17 protein-coding genes are annotated in these 15,560 nt (G+C 48.1%); 16 read left to right on the top strand and 1 reads right to left on the bottom strand.

Features of this window, described 5'->3' with window-relative positions; all coding sequences use genetic code 11:
• Nucleotides 1-41 precede the first annotated feature (41 nt).
• The 6 genes from skT53_RS02130 (at nucleotide 42) to skT53_RS02155 (ending at nucleotide 5,920) form a co-directional block, all read left to right on the top strand.
• Nucleotides 42-581: a hypothetical protein gene (locus tag skT53_RS02130; protein ID WP_200759560.1), complete on the top strand. Its 540-nt coding sequence runs from the start codon at nucleotides 42-44 to the stop codon at nucleotides 579-581.
• Complete coding sequence (locus skT53_RS02135; RefSeq protein ID WP_200759561.1) at nucleotides 578-2,059, top strand: AAA family ATPase; 1,482 nt, start codon at nucleotides 578-580, stop codon at nucleotides 2,057-2,059. Before skT53_RS02130 ends, skT53_RS02135 begins: the two co-directional genes overlap by 4 nt.
• Before the next feature lie 223 nt (nucleotides 2,060-2,282).
• A complete protein-coding gene (locus skT53_RS02140; protein WP_200759562.1) occupies nucleotides 2,283-3,404 on the top strand; it encodes a DnaD domain protein in 1,122 nt (373 codons plus the stop codon).
• A 10-nt stretch (nucleotides 3,405-3,414) separates the two neighbouring features.
• Nucleotides 3,415-4,398, top strand: coding sequence for a DnaA ATPase domain-containing protein (locus tag skT53_RS02145; RefSeq protein ID WP_200759563.1), 984 nt, complete (start codon nucleotides 3,415-3,417; stop codon nucleotides 4,396-4,398).
• Between the two features lie 140 nt (nucleotides 4,399-4,538).
• The gene (locus tag skT53_RS02150; RefSeq protein ID WP_200759564.1) at nucleotides 4,539-5,120 is read left to right on the top strand and encodes a TetR/AcrR family transcriptional regulator; all 582 of its coding nucleotides are present in this window, start codon (nucleotides 4,539-4,541) and stop codon (nucleotides 5,118-5,120) included.
• A gap of 23 nt (nucleotides 5,121-5,143) precedes the next feature.
• Nucleotides 5,144-5,920: an SDR family oxidoreductase gene (locus skT53_RS02155; RefSeq protein WP_200759565.1), complete on the top strand. Its 777-nt coding sequence runs from the start codon at nucleotides 5,144-5,146 to the stop codon at nucleotides 5,918-5,920.
• An 87-nt stretch (nucleotides 5,921-6,007) separates the two neighbouring features.
• Here the strand turns inward: skT53_RS02155 and skT53_RS02160 are convergent, their stop codons facing one another.
• Nucleotides 6,008-6,769: an alpha/beta fold hydrolase gene (locus tag skT53_RS02160; protein WP_200759566.1), complete on the bottom strand. Its 762-nt coding sequence runs from the start codon at nucleotides 6,767-6,769 to the stop codon at nucleotides 6,008-6,010.
• Between the two features lie 180 nt (nucleotides 6,770-6,949).
• On the opposite strand from skT53_RS02160, the gene skT53_RS02165 reads away from it, so the two are divergent.
• From skT53_RS02165 to skT53_RS02210, 10 genes are all read left to right on the top strand, one after another.
• Entirely contained in the window at nucleotides 6,950-8,110 is a 1,161-nt protein-coding gene (locus skT53_RS02165; RefSeq protein ID WP_200759567.1) for a thiolase family protein, read from the top strand.
• A 4-nt stretch (nucleotides 8,111-8,114) separates the two neighbouring features.
• Nucleotides 8,115-8,855, top strand: coding sequence for an SDR family NAD(P)-dependent oxidoreductase (locus skT53_RS02170; protein WP_200759568.1), 741 nt, complete (start codon nucleotides 8,115-8,117; stop codon nucleotides 8,853-8,855).
• Nucleotides 8,856-8,885: 30 nt separating this feature from the next.
• Entirely contained in the window at nucleotides 8,886-10,064 is a 1,179-nt protein-coding gene (locus skT53_RS02175; RefSeq protein ID WP_200760840.1) for an acyl-CoA dehydrogenase family protein, read from the top strand.
• Nucleotides 10,065-10,121: 57 nt separating this feature from the next.
• Nucleotides 10,122-10,559 (top strand): MaoC family dehydratase N-terminal domain-containing protein, encoded by a 438-nt coding sequence (locus skT53_RS02180; protein ID WP_200759569.1) that lies wholly within the window; start codon nucleotides 10,122-10,124, stop codon nucleotides 10,557-10,559.
• Between the two features lie 10 nt (nucleotides 10,560-10,569).
• Nucleotides 10,570-10,986, top strand: coding sequence for a MaoC family dehydratase (locus tag skT53_RS02185; protein ID WP_200759570.1), 417 nt, complete (start codon nucleotides 10,570-10,572; stop codon nucleotides 10,984-10,986).
• Between the two features lie 58 nt (nucleotides 10,987-11,044).
• Nucleotides 11,045-11,797, top strand: coding sequence for an SDR family NAD(P)-dependent oxidoreductase (locus skT53_RS02190; protein ID WP_200759571.1), 753 nt, complete (start codon nucleotides 11,045-11,047; stop codon nucleotides 11,795-11,797).
• A gap of 3 nt (nucleotides 11,798-11,800) precedes the next feature.
• A complete protein-coding gene (locus skT53_RS02195; protein ID WP_200759572.1) occupies nucleotides 11,801-12,286 on the top strand; it encodes a PaaI family thioesterase in 486 nt (161 codons plus the stop codon).
• A 27-nt stretch (nucleotides 12,287-12,313) separates the two neighbouring features.
• Entirely contained in the window at nucleotides 12,314-13,927 is a 1,614-nt protein-coding gene (locus skT53_RS02200; RefSeq protein WP_200759573.1) for a long-chain-fatty-acid--CoA ligase, read from the top strand.
• An 11-nt stretch (nucleotides 13,928-13,938) separates the two neighbouring features.
• Nucleotides 13,939-14,628: an IclR family transcriptional regulator gene (locus skT53_RS02205; protein ID WP_200759574.1), complete on the top strand. Its 690-nt coding sequence runs from the start codon at nucleotides 13,939-13,941 to the stop codon at nucleotides 14,626-14,628.
• Nucleotides 14,629-14,697: 69 nt separating this feature from the next.
• Entirely contained in the window at nucleotides 14,698-15,558 is an 861-nt protein-coding gene (locus skT53_RS02210) for a branched-chain amino acid ABC transporter permease (RefSeq protein WP_200759575.1), read from the top strand.
• Nucleotides 15,559-15,560: the final 2 nt, after the last annotated feature.

Raw genomic sequence — 15,560 nt, forward strand, 5'->3', positions numbered from 1 at the left:
CTTTGTTTATGTAAACTATATCGGGAAGGAGGGTTGTAACCTTGTCGCGAATACGGTTATTACCCACGTTGATATTTTTTGCTGCTGCTATGATTTTGTTGTTCGGCGGATGGACTTTATATCGGGATTTCGGCCTGGTTCGCCCTCTTGAACAGGAATTGAAAGGAACGCATCAGGTTGTGCAGGTTGATGTAACAGTAAAAGGTACGCAAAAATCAATTACCGTATCCATGAATCGGGTGGATGATTTGCAAACGGCGTACCGGGATATTATCGACAAGGTGTCAGAAACGTTTAATACAGAAACAACTGTGAAAATTCGGGACAAACGTACACCTGAGATGGAAGCGTTGTTCCAAGCCTACCAGCCTGTAATCTATGAAGGGATTTCGAAAGGCAGTTTTACCGATATGATTGACACGATCCAGAAACGAGCGAAACAGGACGGAATGTCGCGGGCCGTTGTAACAATGGATCGGGAGAATATATATGTACAACTGGAGCAAGCGGACCACTATCTGTACGAAGTGATCCCATACAATAAATTGCCTGTTTCACAGCAGGGGGTGAAAACTTTATGATTCGTGAAGCGATTCTCGGTATCGGTGCGGCTGCTACCGTATTTTGTCTATACCTGGGAATCAATGCATTTCCATTTGTCTTACTTGCTATCCTGTTGTTTGCGATGTCTGTTGTTGCGGAGCGGAAAGGTGCGCTGACGACAGGAAGAAAGGAACGTACATCTACGCATCGGGTTGAATTTGGCAACATTGGCGGTCAGGAGATGGCGAAACGGGAGCTGATGGAAGCGCTCGATTTTCTGCGTTTTCGTGATAAAATCAGCTCGCTTGGCATTCGACCGTTAAAAGGGATTCTGCTTACAGGTCCGCCGGGAACAGGGAAAACCTTAATGGCCAAAGCGGCTGCCACTTATACCGATTCCGTATTTGTATCGGCGAGCGGTTCCGAATTTGTTGAGATGTATGTAGGGGTTGGAGCGTCCCGTGTTCGTGAATTGTTTAAAAAGGCAAGAACGCTTGCGAAAAACGAAAACAAGGATTCGGCGATCATTTTTATCGACGAAATTGACGTGATCGGTGGCAAGCGAGGCGGCGGGCAGGGGCATCAGGAGTATGATCAAACACTCAATCAGCTGTTGACCGAAATGGATGGCATGCAAACCACAACCAACCCGCTTGTGCTTGTCGTGGCAGCAACCAACCGGGTAGATATGCTGGATCCTGCGCTGCTTCGACCTGGCCGGTTTGACCGTCAGATTAAGGTCGATTTGCCTGATAAAGAAGGACGACTGCATATTCTTAAAATCCAGACAGCAAACAAACCGCTGGCCGAAGATGTTGACCTGGAAACCATTGCAAAAGAATCGTACGGCTTTTCCGGTGCACAACTGGAGAGTTTGACCAATGAGGCAGCGATTCTCGCCATGCGTGAAAACAAAACTAAAATTGAAACAGAACACCTCCGTGATGCGGTTAATAAAGTCCTGCTCGGTGAGAAAACCGGCAAGCGTCCATCGCCGGACGAGTTGCTGCGTGTTTCTGTACACGAGTTAGGACATGCGATTGCATCTGAATCGGTCAGACCGAATTCGGTGGCTCACATTACGATCGCCCCGCGCGGCAACGCACTCGGATTTGTTCGACAGATACCGGAAGCGGATGCTTATCTGTATACGAAGGAACAATTGGAAGGACAGATTATGGTCGCGTTGGCTGGTACGGTTTCCGAAGAGCTTTTGTTTGGCAACCGTTCAACGGGAGCCTCCAACGATTTTGTGCAAGCGTCGCAACTGGCTCGAACGATGATTTCCTGTGGGTTGTCATCACTCGGAATTGTGGATGCGGAAAACTTGCAGCGAAACGTATTGGATGAAGAAATCCGCCGTATCTTAGCAGAAATGGAAGAGCGTACACGCCAATTGCTGGCACAGTACAAGCCAGGCATCGAAAGTTTATCCAAAACGTTGGTCGAAGAGGAAAGCATGACAGGAGAGGCTTTCCATGAATGGATGAAACAGCAAAAGGCAAAATGTGCGTAAATCAAAACCGATTCAGGAGCCGTTCGCTCGCGAATCGGTTTTTTTGCTTGGTCGATAGGAATTTATAAATTTTATCCTATCGACATAAGTGCAACTAGGCTTCCGCCTGCGCTTAAGCCTGGCGAAAGCCAAGTTTTCTTTATTTGTAGGTCTACCGCTCTATGTCAGAATACAGATAGTTTGCTATACTAAAATCGGATTGAAATGAAAAGGACAGGTGCTCATGAATAACCTCAGGACCTTATCGACTCGAATTGAAAAAGAGTACGATCCGATTCGTAACGTATGGGAGACCCGAGTGCAGTTCATACTGCATCAGGATGCGCTTTACTCCGGTTTCTTGGCGGAGATTCCGCCGCATCTTCTTCACTCGTTGGTGTGTTTGTCGCTGTTTATGAATGAGAGCGGCAAGATTGAAATTTCTGTTGCGGATTTTGCTCGTGCGTTAGGCATCTCTTTACAACTTGCACAAAAAAGAATTGAGGAATTGGCAGCATTTCGCTTTCAGGAGCAGCCAATTGTTCATATAAACAAAACACGGGTCATTCAATACGATGAAGAACGGGTTTCGTTATCGATTCTCCCCATTTCTCCGATTACGTTTGTGGATGAACGTGACGAACAGCGCCGCCCCACGTTTACCGCCAAAAATTCTGATTATCTGTATGAATATTTTCGAATGATGCTGGGGGTTGAACAACTGGCGGAGTCCGATAAGGAACTGCTCGCCACATTGCAAGGTTATCCGTATGAACTTCCGCCGCAGGTGATTGAAGTATTGATTGAACATGTAATGGAATACAAAAAAGGGTTTGATCGTCAATACTTGATGACAATTGCCCATTCCTGGTCGGTTGCATCGATCATCACGAAGGATCAGGCTTTGCAGTGGATCAAGGAAACCAAAACATTGTCCGTTCCCACTCTTGGAGAGGATTCATCTGAAAAGTACCTGTTGCAGTTTTTGCGCGACAGAATTCGAAGAGAACCGTCCGCTGTACAAATCAATATAATTTTGCAGCTCTTGGAGGAGCCGTTTCAGCTTGAACCGGGCTGTGTTGAAGCGCTGATTGATCATGTCACCTCACACTTTGCTTTGACCAAAGGGAAACCGGATTTTCCCAAAAACTATGTGGAGGCGGTCGTGCAGGATTGGCAGGAACGGGGAATTCGAACACGAACAGAAGCGCTTCAGGCAATCGAAGAATGGAAACAGAAGTATGCGATCAAACCGGCTGACGCCACGGGCAAATCAAGGCAACGGAAATCGGCTGCGAAAAGACAGGATGCGTCGAATTTTAAAAGCGACTATCTGGACAAGCTTCGCAAAGCTGGTTTGAAATAGGAGGGGCCGTATGCAACCGACGCCGATTGGATCTCTGTTGGGTAACCCGAATGCATGGAAACAACATGCCGATTCGTTAAACAGGCAGATGATGGAACAGCCGAAAGAGTATTGGGAATCTGTGTTTCCTGAGCTGAAGACGGCCGACCTGCCTCCCTCTTTCTATACGAAGAGTGTATCCCTGCAGCTGATGCATATTTTATCCGACCGCAAAAAATGCGAGGGGTGTACAGGCTTCCTTGCTTGCCCGAAAGAGGAGGATGCGAAAGGCCATCAGTTCTCCATTGGTTTGGGGGAAACGGGGATATTCGAACAGGTCAGCAAATGCAGTTTTTATCAGGAATACCTGGCCGCTGAACTGGAGAATCGGCTGTGGTCCTTTTCCGGATTGAACGAAGGCCACCGGCGGATGACATTTGACAATTTTCCTGACTCGCAAAAACGGTTGAACCGTGAACTGTGTTTGCAGGCGTTTCAGTTCGCCAATGAATATACGCCCGGTTCTTCCATGAAAGGGTTATATATATATGGCTCTTTTGGCACTGCGAAAACCCATCTGGCATCCGCCATTTTAAACCGGCTGATCGCTCGCAAAATCCGGGTCTTGTATGTACAGGCGGAAAAAACGTTTGCGGCGCTGTCTGATTTATATTTTCGGGAAAACAGGGATGGTCTGCCGACACGCTCGGAAATTCTCGACAAGTATATTTCTTCTGACGTGCTTGTGATTGATGAATTGGGGCATGAAAATGTAAACGAATCGTCTATATGGGCGCTTTACACGATTTTGAACGGACGGGAACCGGAACGAAAACCGGTCATTATCACATCCAACTATTCTCCTGTTGAATTGGCGGATAAATACTTGAAGCGAGCTTCCGAAGAAACAGGGAAACGGGCAGCAGCGCTTGTTTCACGGTTGCTCTGGTTAACCGAACCGTTTGAAATGTTTGGTGAAGATTACCGTTGGCAGGGTCTGAAAATTCAAGAGTAAACATATGCTCCTGTGAGGAACAGGGGCATTTTTTATCGAATTTAATCTCAACCTGAAAAAGAGGAATTGATCCACTGCGCATCTAATTACATTACATACCGACCGGATGGTATGTACAGAAAGGGGGGATCCGAACAGGCATGAATCTTCAGGCAAACTTGCTGCAAGTGGCTGTCGGTTTATTTGAAGAAAAGGGATATGCGAGAACTTCCGTACAGGATATCGTATCAGCCGCTGGTGTGACGAAAGGCGCTTTCTATCATTATTTTACAGGGAAAGAAGACGTTTTGATGGCGCTGCATGAGCAATACATCAATGGATTGCTTGCAAAATCAACCGCCGTCACCGATTCGACCATGCATCCAACAGAAAAATTAAGCAGGTTGATGGAGATTCTGCTGGGGGAAATTGCTCACTATGGGGCGTATGCCAAAGTTTTTTTTACGGAAAAACATCATCTGCATCCTGACCACTTGCAGCACATCCGTGTGAAACGGGATGCGTATGCGAAGCTGTTTGAGGATGTGATGCGGGAAGGAATGGAAACAGGGGAGTTTCGCGGCGATTTGGACCCTGTGATTGCCAGTTTGGGGATTTTGGGCATTTGCAATTGGACGTATCAGTGGTACCGACCGGATGGAAAGTATACGATCGATGCGATCACACGTTTTTTGAGGAGCATTGTGGAAACAGGTATTTTGGAAAAGGAAGCACGGCCATAAAACATAAAAGAGGGGGAGACAATATGCGAAGCATTCAGCAACTTTTTGATTTGAGCGGTAAAACGGCCATCGTAACAGGGGGAGGCCGCGGGTTAGGTGAACAAATTGCTGTCGGTTTGGCGGAAGCGGGCGCTGATGTGGTCGTCTGTTCCCGCAAGAAAGAAAATTGTGACGAAGTAGCTGGAAAAATCAAAGCGATCGGACGCCAAAGCTTATCATTTGGCTGTGACGTAACCAATCCGGAAGATGCGGATCGGGTGGTAAAAGAAACGCTTAACGCATTCGGCAAAATTGATATTTTGATCAATAACTCCGGAATTTCCTGGGGAGCGCCGACAGAGGAATATCCGCTTGACAAATTTAATCAAGTGCTAAACGTCAATGTCACCGGTTTGTTTATCATGTCCCGGGCGGTTGGGGTTGAAATGCAGAAAAGAAACTACGGACGCATCCTGAATGTTGCATCAGTGGCAGGGTTGGTGGGAAGCGACCCGCGTGCGATGAACGCGATCGCATATAATGCCAGCAAAGGGGCTGTCATTTCTTTCACGAAAGATTTGGCCGTTAAATGGGCAAAGAAAGGGATTACGGTTAATGCGCTGGCGCCCGGATTTTTCCCAACCAAAATGTCGCAGGGATTGCTTAAAATGTATGGCGACGTAATCCTGGAGGGAACGCCGATGGGCCGCTTTGGAGCAGAAGATGAACTAAAGGGGGCGGCTGTATTTTTTGCTTCCGATGCATCCAGCTATATTACCGGTCAGGTGCTCCCTGTTGACGGTGGCGTCACAGCAAGCTAAATAAAAAAGGTCTGGCCCGTACAGGTCAGACCTGATTTTCGTGTTGCAAGCCTATCTTGTGTTGAGAGTCTATTTCGTGTTGCAAGGCTATGGAATGAATTTTCGAATGGCGTCCGCCAGTTCTTTCGGTTTTTCAAGCGGCAGATAGTGACCGGCGTCCGCGATCTGCACGAAAGTGGATTGCGGAATCTGTTCGTGCATGAAAACGGAATAATGCGGCGGTGTTAATCGATCTTCCTCACCGGCTGCGATCAAAACAGGGATTTGAATTTTTTGCAGGTCGTTCCTTCTGTCAAATTGATTACATGCCGAAAAATCATGGTATGTAATCTCCGTAGGGACAAACGCACGCTGAGCAATTACCTGTTCAATCAGATCCTGCGGGGAATTGCGGGCAAACCCGATTTTTGCAAACGAGGGGTCGTACTGACCAGCGGCGAGCTGAGTCAGAAACTGATCGTTCACTTTTAAACGGGCGCCTGTCGTAACAAGGACAAGATTGGTTAACCAGGCGGGAGGTATGGATTGACAGGCCAATTCAATGCCAATGGCACCGCCCATCGAGTGTCCCACATAAGTCAGGGAAGGATTCGCTGTTTGCGTTACTTCTTGGACGAATTGGTTAACCAGTCCGGAATATTCGATTATCGAAGTGCAGGTATTTCCTTCCGACCGGTGGTGAGCAGGCAGATCCAAAAGAACGCAGTCAAAATCCGGCAAATATGTAATGAGACGGTGCCATGTTTCAGCGGAACCGCCTGCTCCATGAACGAACAACAGCGTTTTTCCGTCTGTGGCACCGTGTCTTTCAAAGTAAATTTTTTCATTGTTCACTTGGCAAAAAGTCATACAAATCTCCACCTTCTTTTTCAAAACTTCTATTTTTCTGTTTTTTTCACAATTACGACTATTGACTCAACTTTAAGTATAAAGGTAGGATAGAAATAACCACAAGAGAAATTCTGTTTCACAGGTGGAATTATTATTCGAAGAAGAGGTTGTCCATATTATTTTGGGGGAGCTGAGGGGATGGAAGCTGTAATTGTTTCTGCAGTGCGTACAGCGATTGCGAGAGAAGCGGGTGCCATGCGCAGCCTATTGCCGCAACAATACGGAGCGGCTGTCATGAAAGAGGCATTAAGGAGAGCGAATCTTGACGGCAGTCAAATCGATGACGTAGTAATGGGGAACTGTTTGGCGGGCGGCGGCAATATGGCGCGTTTAACGCTTTTGGAAGCCGGTTTGCCCTTGGATATTTCCGGGTTTACGATTGACCGCCAATGCGGTTCCGGAATGAATGCGGTAGGTTTGGCTGCTGAGGGAATTTGGTCAGGCCGCGGCGAAATTTTCATTGCCGGCGGAACGGAGAGCATGACGCACAGACCGTTTATGATGGCAAGGGTTGAAAAAGCGTTTGACCGCAATCCACCCCGTTTTGTAAATGCTCGTTTGTCCCCGGATTCGATCGGAAATCCGCCGATGGGGATTACGGCTGAAAATCTGGCTGAGAAATATTCGATTTCGCGCGAGGAACAAGACCAATTTGCGCTCGAAAGCCAACAAAAAATGGCACGCGCCATGCAGGAAGGGCGGTTCAAGGAGCAGATTCTGCCGTTAACCATAAAAGAGGGCAAGAATGAATTTGTCTTCGATACGGACGAACATCCACGTCCTGGAACAAGCATGGAAGCGCTTTCGAAACTTCCGCCCGCGTTCAAGCAAGGCGGTTCCGTAACAGCAGGCAACAGTTCCGGAATTAACGATGGAGCGGCTGCGCTGGTTATTATGTCCCGTCAGAAAGCAGAATCACTGGGGCTTGAAATTCTGGCAAAAGTAACCGCTTACGACGTAGCTGGGGTTGACCCGAACATTATGGGGATCGGACCGGTACCGGCTGTTCAGAAATTGTTAAAACGGACCGGGCTGCAATTAGATCAAATCGACCTGATTGAATTGAATGAAGCTTTTGCCGCCCAGGTATTGGCGTGCAACAGAGAGCTGAAAATGGATATGAGCAAAGTGAACGTGAATGGAGGGGCGATTGCGCACGGTCATCCGATCGCGGCTACAGGCGCCATTCTTGTTACAAAAATGGTTTATGAAATGAAACGGACCGATGCGAAGCGCGGTATCGTAACTGCTTGTATCGGCGGCGGTCAGGGAATTGCAGTCCTGATCGAAAGAGGTTAATCCTATGCGATTCAAAGGAAAAGTCGCTGTTGTAACAGGCGCGGGAAGCGGAATCGGTGAATCGATCGCCGTCCGCTTTGCGCAAGAAGGGGCACAGGTCGTATTGGTTGGAAGAACCCAGTCCAAACTCGAGGCGGTTGCGAAAAAAATCGGCGAGCTGGCAATTCCATTCTCTGCTGATGTCAGCAATGAAAGCGATGTCAAGCAACTGGCTGCTTTTTTGAAAGAGCGGTTTGGCGAATTTGACATCCTTGTCAATAATGCGGGTGGTTCCAAACACGGCAAACTGCTGGAAATTCCCTTGCAGGAGTGGGAAGAGGTGCAAGCGTCCAACCTGCGCAGCGTATTCCTCGTATCCAAAGAATTAGCCCCGTTGATGATTGGCAAAAGTGGGCGCTCGATCATTAACATGGCCTCTATCTCGGGAATCCAGTCAGGTGCCATGATTGCACATTATTCGGCGGCAAAAGCGGCTGTCATCAACTTAACTCGCTCGTTTGCTTTGGAACTGTCGCCGCTGGGAGTTCGGGTTAACTCCGTCAGCCCCGGTTTTGTCGAAACGCCGCTGACCGAAGAAGGGCTCAAAAATGACCGGTTTGCCGCCAGCATCGTTCGCAACACAGCGCTGCGAAGAGTGGGGCAACCGAATGAAATCGCAGGTGTGGTGGCTTTTCTTGCATCTGACGATGCGTCATACGTCACAGGTACGGACATTGTGGCGGATGGTGGCTGGCTGATCATGTAAACAAGTCTGGGAAGAGGGGCCAAATTTATGATCGATTTTGAACTGACAAAAGAACAGCGTGAAATTCGAGACCTGGCACATGAATTTGCCGAGAAGGAAGTTCGCCCGGTTGCGGCACATTACGATGAAACTGAGGAAACTCCTTGGGAAATCATAAAAAAAGCTCATAAGATCGGATTAACCACATTTTCGTATCCGGAAGAATATGGCGGCGGTGGAATTGACGACCCGATCACCAACTTGCTGGTTACAGAAGAGCTGTCCTGGGGATGCGCCGGGATTAATGTAGCCATTAACGGTACGCATCTTCCCATGGCTGCCATTATGGCGATGGGTACGAAAGCACAAAAAGACAAGTGGATTCCTCAGTTTTGCGATCCGAACAACGTAAAAATCGGTGCTATGGGGTTGACCGAACCAGGTGCTGGTTCCGATGTGTCTTCCATTCAGACCACCGCCCGCCGGGAAGGCGATTACTACGTGTTGAACGGCACCAAGCAGTTTATTACGAACGGGGGTATTGCCGACGTTCATGTGGTGTTCGCTACGTTAGACCGCAGCAAAGGATGGGGCGGCGTGGCCGCATTCCTGATTGATGACAAGAACACGCCCGGTTTTTCAATGGGCCGCAAAGAGAGAAAAATGGGTGTTCGCGCTTCTCACACGGCACAGCTGATTCTGGAGGATGTCAAGGTTCCTGTTGAAAATCGGCTCGGCGGGGAACCGGGGGATCCGGAATATGTGCCGGGAGCTTTGGGAGCGTTGAAGATGCTCGAACATACACGTCCGGGTGTTGCCGCTGCCGCGTTGGGGATTGCCCGTGCCGCTTATGAATATGCGCTGGATTATGCAAAGGAACGTATTCAATTCGGTCGGCCCATTATCGAACATCAAGCTGTGGCTTTCAAATTGGCGGACATGGCAACCAAAATTGATGCGGCAAGATTGCTGATTTGGCGTGCAGGATGGTTGCGCCATAAAGGAATTGGCTTTAAACGTGGCGAAGGAAGTATGGCAAAGCTTTTTGCTGGTGATGTGGCGATGGAAACCACGATCGATGCGATACAAATTCTCGGCGGCTATGGATATATCAAGGAATATCCGGTTGAAAAATGGGCCCGTGATGCAAAGATTTATCAAATCTGGGAAGGCACGGCGGAAATCCAGCGAATGGTAATCTCCCGCGCCATCGCCAAAATGGGACGGTAACGGAAGGATATTCTTACAAAAATCCGGCTATCGGATTTGCGGAACGGGGGAATCAGAATGAGTTTGGAGCTGTTTAAACCATTTATCGGCGTTGAATCAAAACCGGTTAAAAACGAAGTGGAAAAAGGGGCGATCCGCAAGTTTGCCGATGCGATTGGCGATCCGAATCCGGTCTACCGCGACGAGGAATTTGCAAAAACGACCCGTTACGGTCGGATTATAGCGCCTCCTACTTTCAGCCGTACATTTGAATACGGCAAAATTGAGGGTCTCTCCTACAAGCAGGAAGGTTTGATCCACGGAGAACAACAGTTTGAATATTACAAGCCGATCTACGCTGGAGATGTATTGTATTGTTCGACCAAGTTGGCTGATGCTTATGAACGGGAAGGGAAACTTGGCAAAATGATCTTCCTGGTGTATGAGCAAAAGGGAGTCAACGAGGCGGGCGAAACCGTCTTTATCGCACGTTCCAACATCATTTACAGAGGGTAGGTGACTGTGCATGGCGAACAAAACGTTTCAAACGGGGGATACGATTGGCCCGCTGGTGAAGCCGGCCGTCACAAAAACCCAACTGGTCATGTACTCGGGTGCATCGGGTGATTTTAACCCGATCCATACGGTTGATGAATTTGCAAAGGAAGCGGGACTTGGCGGTGTGATTGCACACGGAATGCTGACGATGGCGTTTGTCGGTCAGCTTCTGACGGAAACTGCAGGTATCGAAGGCGAACTCCGTAAATTTGGCGTCCGTTTCATGAACATGGTACGGCCAGGCGATGTGATTACCTGTGAAGGAAAAGTAACAGATGTGAAAACCGAGTCAGGTCAGCAGATCGTTTCTTGTGATATCTGGGCATCAAACGAAAAGGGAGATAAAGTGGTGTCTGGCCGAGCGGAATTTGCGGTTCCCGCCTAATGACGGCATCATTTTGGATCACAATCAATCAAATTTGAAAAGCAGGGGGAATTAGAAAATGAGAGTAAAAGATCGTGTTGCGATTATCACAGGATCCGGCCGTGGAATCGGTGCGGCAACTGCTGCCAGACTGGCAGAAGAAGGGGCAAAAGTAACTGTTACTGACATTCATGCAGCCAATTGTGAAGAAACGGCAGAACAGATCCGAAAAGCGGGCGGTGAAGCAATCGCTGTTCCTTGCGACATTACCCAACGCGATCAGGTAGAGGCAATGGTCAAAAAGACGGTTGACACATTCGGACGTCTCGACATTCTGGTCAACAATGCGGGTATTATTCGCGACAACCTGGTCTACAAGATGACTGAAGAAGATTGGGATATGGTTATGAATGTTCATTTAAAAGGTGCGTTTTACGCTTCCCAAATCGCACAAACCTACATGGTTCCGCAGCGTTACGGCAAAATTGTCAACTTCAGTTCGACATCCGCTTTGGGGAACCGTGGTCAGTTGAACTACTCCACCGCGAAGGCTGGCTTGCAAGGGTTCACCAGAACGCTGGCTATCGAGCTTGGACGGTACAATATTAACGTGAATGCGGTTGCACCCGGCTTTATTGAAACAGATATGACAAAAGCCACTGCGGAACGGATGGGAATCGATTTTGAGGACTTTGTAAAGCACGCGGCAGAACAGAGCCTGATTAAACGCACAGGTAAACCGATCGATATTGCCAATGCGGTTCTGTTCCTTGTTTCGGAAGAATCCAGCTTTATTACGGGTCAGGTTCTATACGTACGCGGCGGAATTTAAGCAATGTTGACAGACTTTTTTAAGGAAGTGTTGGAATCGGGTTCCGATTCGGAAAGACTCCTGCTGGCACTGGTGCAACGCGCCATTTTGACAGCAAGAGAAAAACGAACCACTCATTTGCGAGAAATGGTCGGAATCGTTGGTGGGCCAATGGGAGACCGATCCGGCCAGTATGAAGTGGATATCACTCAGTTTACTCACAACTTGAATCAAGTGGCTCATGGCGGGGTATTGGCATATATTGCCGATACCGCCATGGGGTCCTTGCTGCACCGCATATTGCCGCAAGGGATCAGCGCAGTTACTTCTGAAATCAAAATGAACTACATCGGAGCGATTAAAGAGGGACATTTGGTTGTGCAAACCGAAGTGCTTCATTTAGGCAAACGAACGGCAGTTGCAGAATGTAAGATGTTTAAGCGAGACGGCGGTCTTGTTGCCACGGCAAGCGCATCTTTTATTCTGTTAAATATAGAAAGAAACAGATAGGACAACTCGGTAATGGAGGGGTTATGTATGGTGGGCGTTACGGTTTTAAACAATGAAAGCTACGCGAAAGCAACAGATTACCGGCCTGAACTGATTTCATTACCCGTGATGTTGGACCGTACCTGCACCCGATTTGGCGATCGAACGGCATTGTCATTTTATCACTCGCAAATTACTTACAATCAGTTGCAAGCGCTTTCAAAACAGATGTCGGGAGCGCTGCATCAAGCGGGTGTGCAAAAAGGCGACCGGGTTGCCGTCATGCTGCCAAACTGCCCGCATTATGTGATCGCTTTTTATGGAACGCTGCGCCGGGGAGCGACCATAGTTCAGGTCAACCCTTTATACACAGAACATGAAATCGATTGCATTGTGAATGACTCCGGAGCAGACATCCTGATTGTATATGCCGATCTCTATCCTCGCGTAAAAAATACAGAATCGTTTAAAAAGCTGAAAAAGATTGTGCTTGTCCCGTTCCACCCCTTAACGATTGAACTGGAAGACAATTCCGTTTTATGGGATGACTTTCTGAAAACGGCGGCACCTGTTCCGGATGAACCGGTAAACCCGACAGAAGATATTGCGGTGCTCCAATATACCGGCGGTACAACGGGACGTTCGAAAGGGGCCATGTTAACCCACTACAATCTGGTTTCGAACGTGCAACAGATCAACGCCCACAATGAGGGACAACCGGTCACAGAAGAGGATAAGATTCTTGCCGTTATTCCGTTGTTTCACGTATACGGCATGACCTGTACGATGAATCTGGGTGTGCTCGGCGGCGCGAATGTCATTTTGCTTCCCCGTTTTGACACTTTGGAAGTACTGCAAACGATAAAGGCGCACAAACCGTCTCTGTTCCCAGGAGTCCCGACGATGTATGTCGCGATTAACGCATATCCGGGCGCGGAGCAATATGGAATCGACGCCATCCGGATATGCAACAGTGGATCTGCTCCGCTGCCGGTGGAACTGATGCATTCGTTTGAGGCAAAAACAGGCGCCAATATGCTGGAAGGATACGGGCTGTCGGAAGCATCGCCAACGACACATACGACTCCCTTTCAGGGACCCAAAAAAGCTGGCAGCATCGGCATTCCGTTGCCTGGCACGGAAGCGCGTATTGTTGACCTGGAAACGGGAACTAGAACACTGCCGATCGGGGAAACAGGCGAATTGATCATCCGCGGACCGCAGGTGATGAAAGGGTATTGGAAGATGCCGGATGAAACGGCTCATACACTCCGTGATGGCTGGTTATACACGGGCGATATTGCCCGCATGGATGAAGATGGGTATTTCTATATTGTCGACCGTAAAAAAGATATGATCATTGCAAGCGGCTACAATATTTATCCGCGCGACGTAGAAGAAGTGATTTACACCCACCCAAGCGTTTTGGAAACAGTGGTAATAGGTGTGCCCGATGAGTACAGAGGTGAAACGGTCAAAGCATTTATCGTTTTAAAACCTGGACAAACAGCAACAGCGGAAGAAATTGAACAGCATTGCCGACAACACTTGGCCGCTTATAAAGTGCCGCGGCTTATAGAATTCCGTGAATCCTTGCCGAAAACAGCAGTGGGAAAAATTCTGCGGCGGGTATTGGCGGAGGAAGCGAAACAAAAAAGGTAGGCAGATCTGATATGTACACGGTTCCGGCGGTTATAACGGCGTCCCGCATTCTCAAATTGTTGGCCCGATCAAAATATCGTCAATCCACCTTGACTGAAATCGCCGATCATCTCGCGATTAACAAAAGTACTTGTTTACGGGTTCTGCGAACACTCCAACAGGAAGAATTGGTGCGCTACAACGAACGAACCCGTATGTACATGCTAGGTTCATATTTGATCGTATTGGGAAACCGGGCGGCTGACTTTTTGGATGATGTGGCGATTGCCAGGGTTCATTTAAGCAATTTGGCTCATGAAACCGGCCATACTGCGATTTTGGCACAAAAATCCGGGGCGGATAAATGGATTTGTATTGCGAAGGAAGAGCCCCCGGTTGATTTTCGGATTACGATTACAATCGGGCAACAATTCCCGATCGATGGCACTTCTTTGGGGGCTTGTCTGCGGATGTTGGATGAAACGGTCAATTTTGAACAATCACAGGTTTTGGAAAAAGGATATGCGGTTAGTATGGATGGATTTCGTAAAGGGATCTCTTCCGTAGCCGCACCCATTATTTATAAAGATCAGGAGGTGAGATACGTTCTTTCCTTGCTGGCTGTTACTTCATCTGTCTCAGCAAGTGGACTGCAGAAGCTCGCGGAGCGGGTAAAAGCAGAAGCCCTGCGAATATCCGAACAAATTAGCCGATTGGTTTGAATTAAGAATTCCGAATTTTAGAGATTTACAAACTATTTCAAATACAGCTTGCATATGGGGGTGAGTGTTATGGAACAGTTTTTTCAACAACTCATTAACGGTTTGGTTCTCGGCAGTATATACAGTTTAGTGGCGCTCGGACTCACAATGGTATACGGAATCCTGGAACTTCCCAATTTTGCCCATGGTCATCTTTATATGGTTGGTGCTTATCTCACCCTGTTTATGATGACACTTTACGGGTTCAGTTACTGGCCGGCAATTGTAATTTCTGTTCTTGCACTTGTTGTAATTGGGGTGATTCTCGAACGACTTGTATTTAATCCCCTAAAAGACGCGCCGCATATAAACGCCATGATTGCCGCCGTCGGTGTGATGCTGTTTATGGAGGCAACCGCCAGGGTTTTATGGGGATCCGATTTTCGGCGTTTGGAAAGTCCTTACGAGGGAGTTGTCAATATATTCGGACTTAGCATCACAGAACAGCGAATTATTATTATCATCTCAGCTTTGATTTTGATGGTGGCTCTAAACCTGTTCCTCAAGAAGTCGGTAATTGGACAAACGATTGAAGCCATGGCCCAAAATCGGGAAGGTGCATTTCTGGTTGGAATTAATGCGAACAAAGTATCGATGCTCACTTTTGCGATCGCTGCCGGTTTGGCAGCCGCTGCCGCATCGCTTGCTGCACCGGTCAACCTGGTGTACCCGTCAATGGGGTCGATGGTCAACCTGAAAGCGTTTGTAATCATCGTGCTTGGCGGGATGGGAAGCCTTCCGGGTGCAGTCCTCGGTGGTTATATTTTAGGCTTATCGGAAGGCATGATCAGCATTGTGAACACGAATATGCAAGATTTGGTCGCCTTCTTGATTCTTGTAATCATTCTCGCCCTGAAACCGGCTGGACTTTTCGCTAAGGAGGCTCGCTGATC

Source organism: Effusibacillus dendaii (genome assembly GCF_015097055.1).
Taxonomy (GTDB): domain Bacteria; phylum Bacillota; class Bacilli; order Tumebacillales; family Effusibacillaceae; genus Effusibacillus; species Effusibacillus dendaii.

What these genes read in the sequence shown, in the direction of transcription:
- skT53_RS02135 (WP_200759561.1), top strand. Translation starts at nt 578, where the DNA reads ATGATTCGTGAAGCGATTCTCGGTATCGGTGCGGCTGCTACCGTATTT.
- skT53_RS02140 (WP_200759562.1), top strand. Translation starts at nt 2,283, where the DNA reads ATGAATAACCTCAGGACCTTATCGACTCGAATTGAAAAAGAGTACGAT.
- skT53_RS02180 (WP_200759569.1), top strand. Translation starts at nt 10,122, where the DNA reads ATGAGTTTGGAGCTGTTTAAACCATTTATCGGCGTTGAATCAAAACCG.
- skT53_RS02150 (WP_200759564.1), top strand. Translation starts at nt 4,539, where the DNA reads ATGAATCTTCAGGCAAACTTGCTGCAAGTGGCTGTCGGTTTATTTGAA.
- skT53_RS02195 (WP_200759572.1), top strand. Translation starts at nt 11,801, where the DNA reads ATGTTGACAGACTTTTTTAAGGAAGTGTTGGAATCGGGTTCCGATTCG.
- skT53_RS02155 (WP_200759565.1), top strand. Translation starts at nt 5,144, where the DNA reads ATGCGAAGCATTCAGCAACTTTTTGATTTGAGCGGTAAAACGGCCATC.
- skT53_RS02160 (WP_200759566.1), bottom strand. Translation starts at nt 6,769, where the DNA reads ATGACTTTTTGCCAAGTGAACAATGAAAAAATTTACTTTGAAAGACAC.
- skT53_RS02190 (WP_200759571.1), top strand. Translation starts at nt 11,045, where the DNA reads ATGAGAGTAAAAGATCGTGTTGCGATTATCACAGGATCCGGCCGTGGA.
- skT53_RS02145 (WP_200759563.1), top strand. Translation starts at nt 3,415, where the DNA reads ATGCAACCGACGCCGATTGGATCTCTGTTGGGTAACCCGAATGCATGG.
- skT53_RS02170 (WP_200759568.1), top strand. Translation starts at nt 8,115, where the DNA reads ATGCGATTCAAAGGAAAAGTCGCTGTTGTAACAGGCGCGGGAAGCGGA.
- skT53_RS02165 (WP_200759567.1), top strand. Translation starts at nt 6,950, where the DNA reads ATGGAAGCTGTAATTGTTTCTGCAGTGCGTACAGCGATTGCGAGAGAA.
- skT53_RS02210 (WP_200759575.1), top strand. Translation starts at nt 14,698, where the DNA reads ATGGAACAGTTTTTTCAACAACTCATTAACGGTTTGGTTCTCGGCAGT.
- skT53_RS02185 (WP_200759570.1), top strand. Translation starts at nt 10,570, where the DNA reads ATGGCGAACAAAACGTTTCAAACGGGGGATACGATTGGCCCGCTGGTG.
- skT53_RS02205 (WP_200759574.1), top strand. Translation starts at nt 13,939, where the DNA reads ATGTACACGGTTCCGGCGGTTATAACGGCGTCCCGCATTCTCAAATTG.
- skT53_RS02200 (WP_200759573.1), top strand. Translation starts at nt 12,314, where the DNA reads ATGGTGGGCGTTACGGTTTTAAACAATGAAAGCTACGCGAAAGCAACA.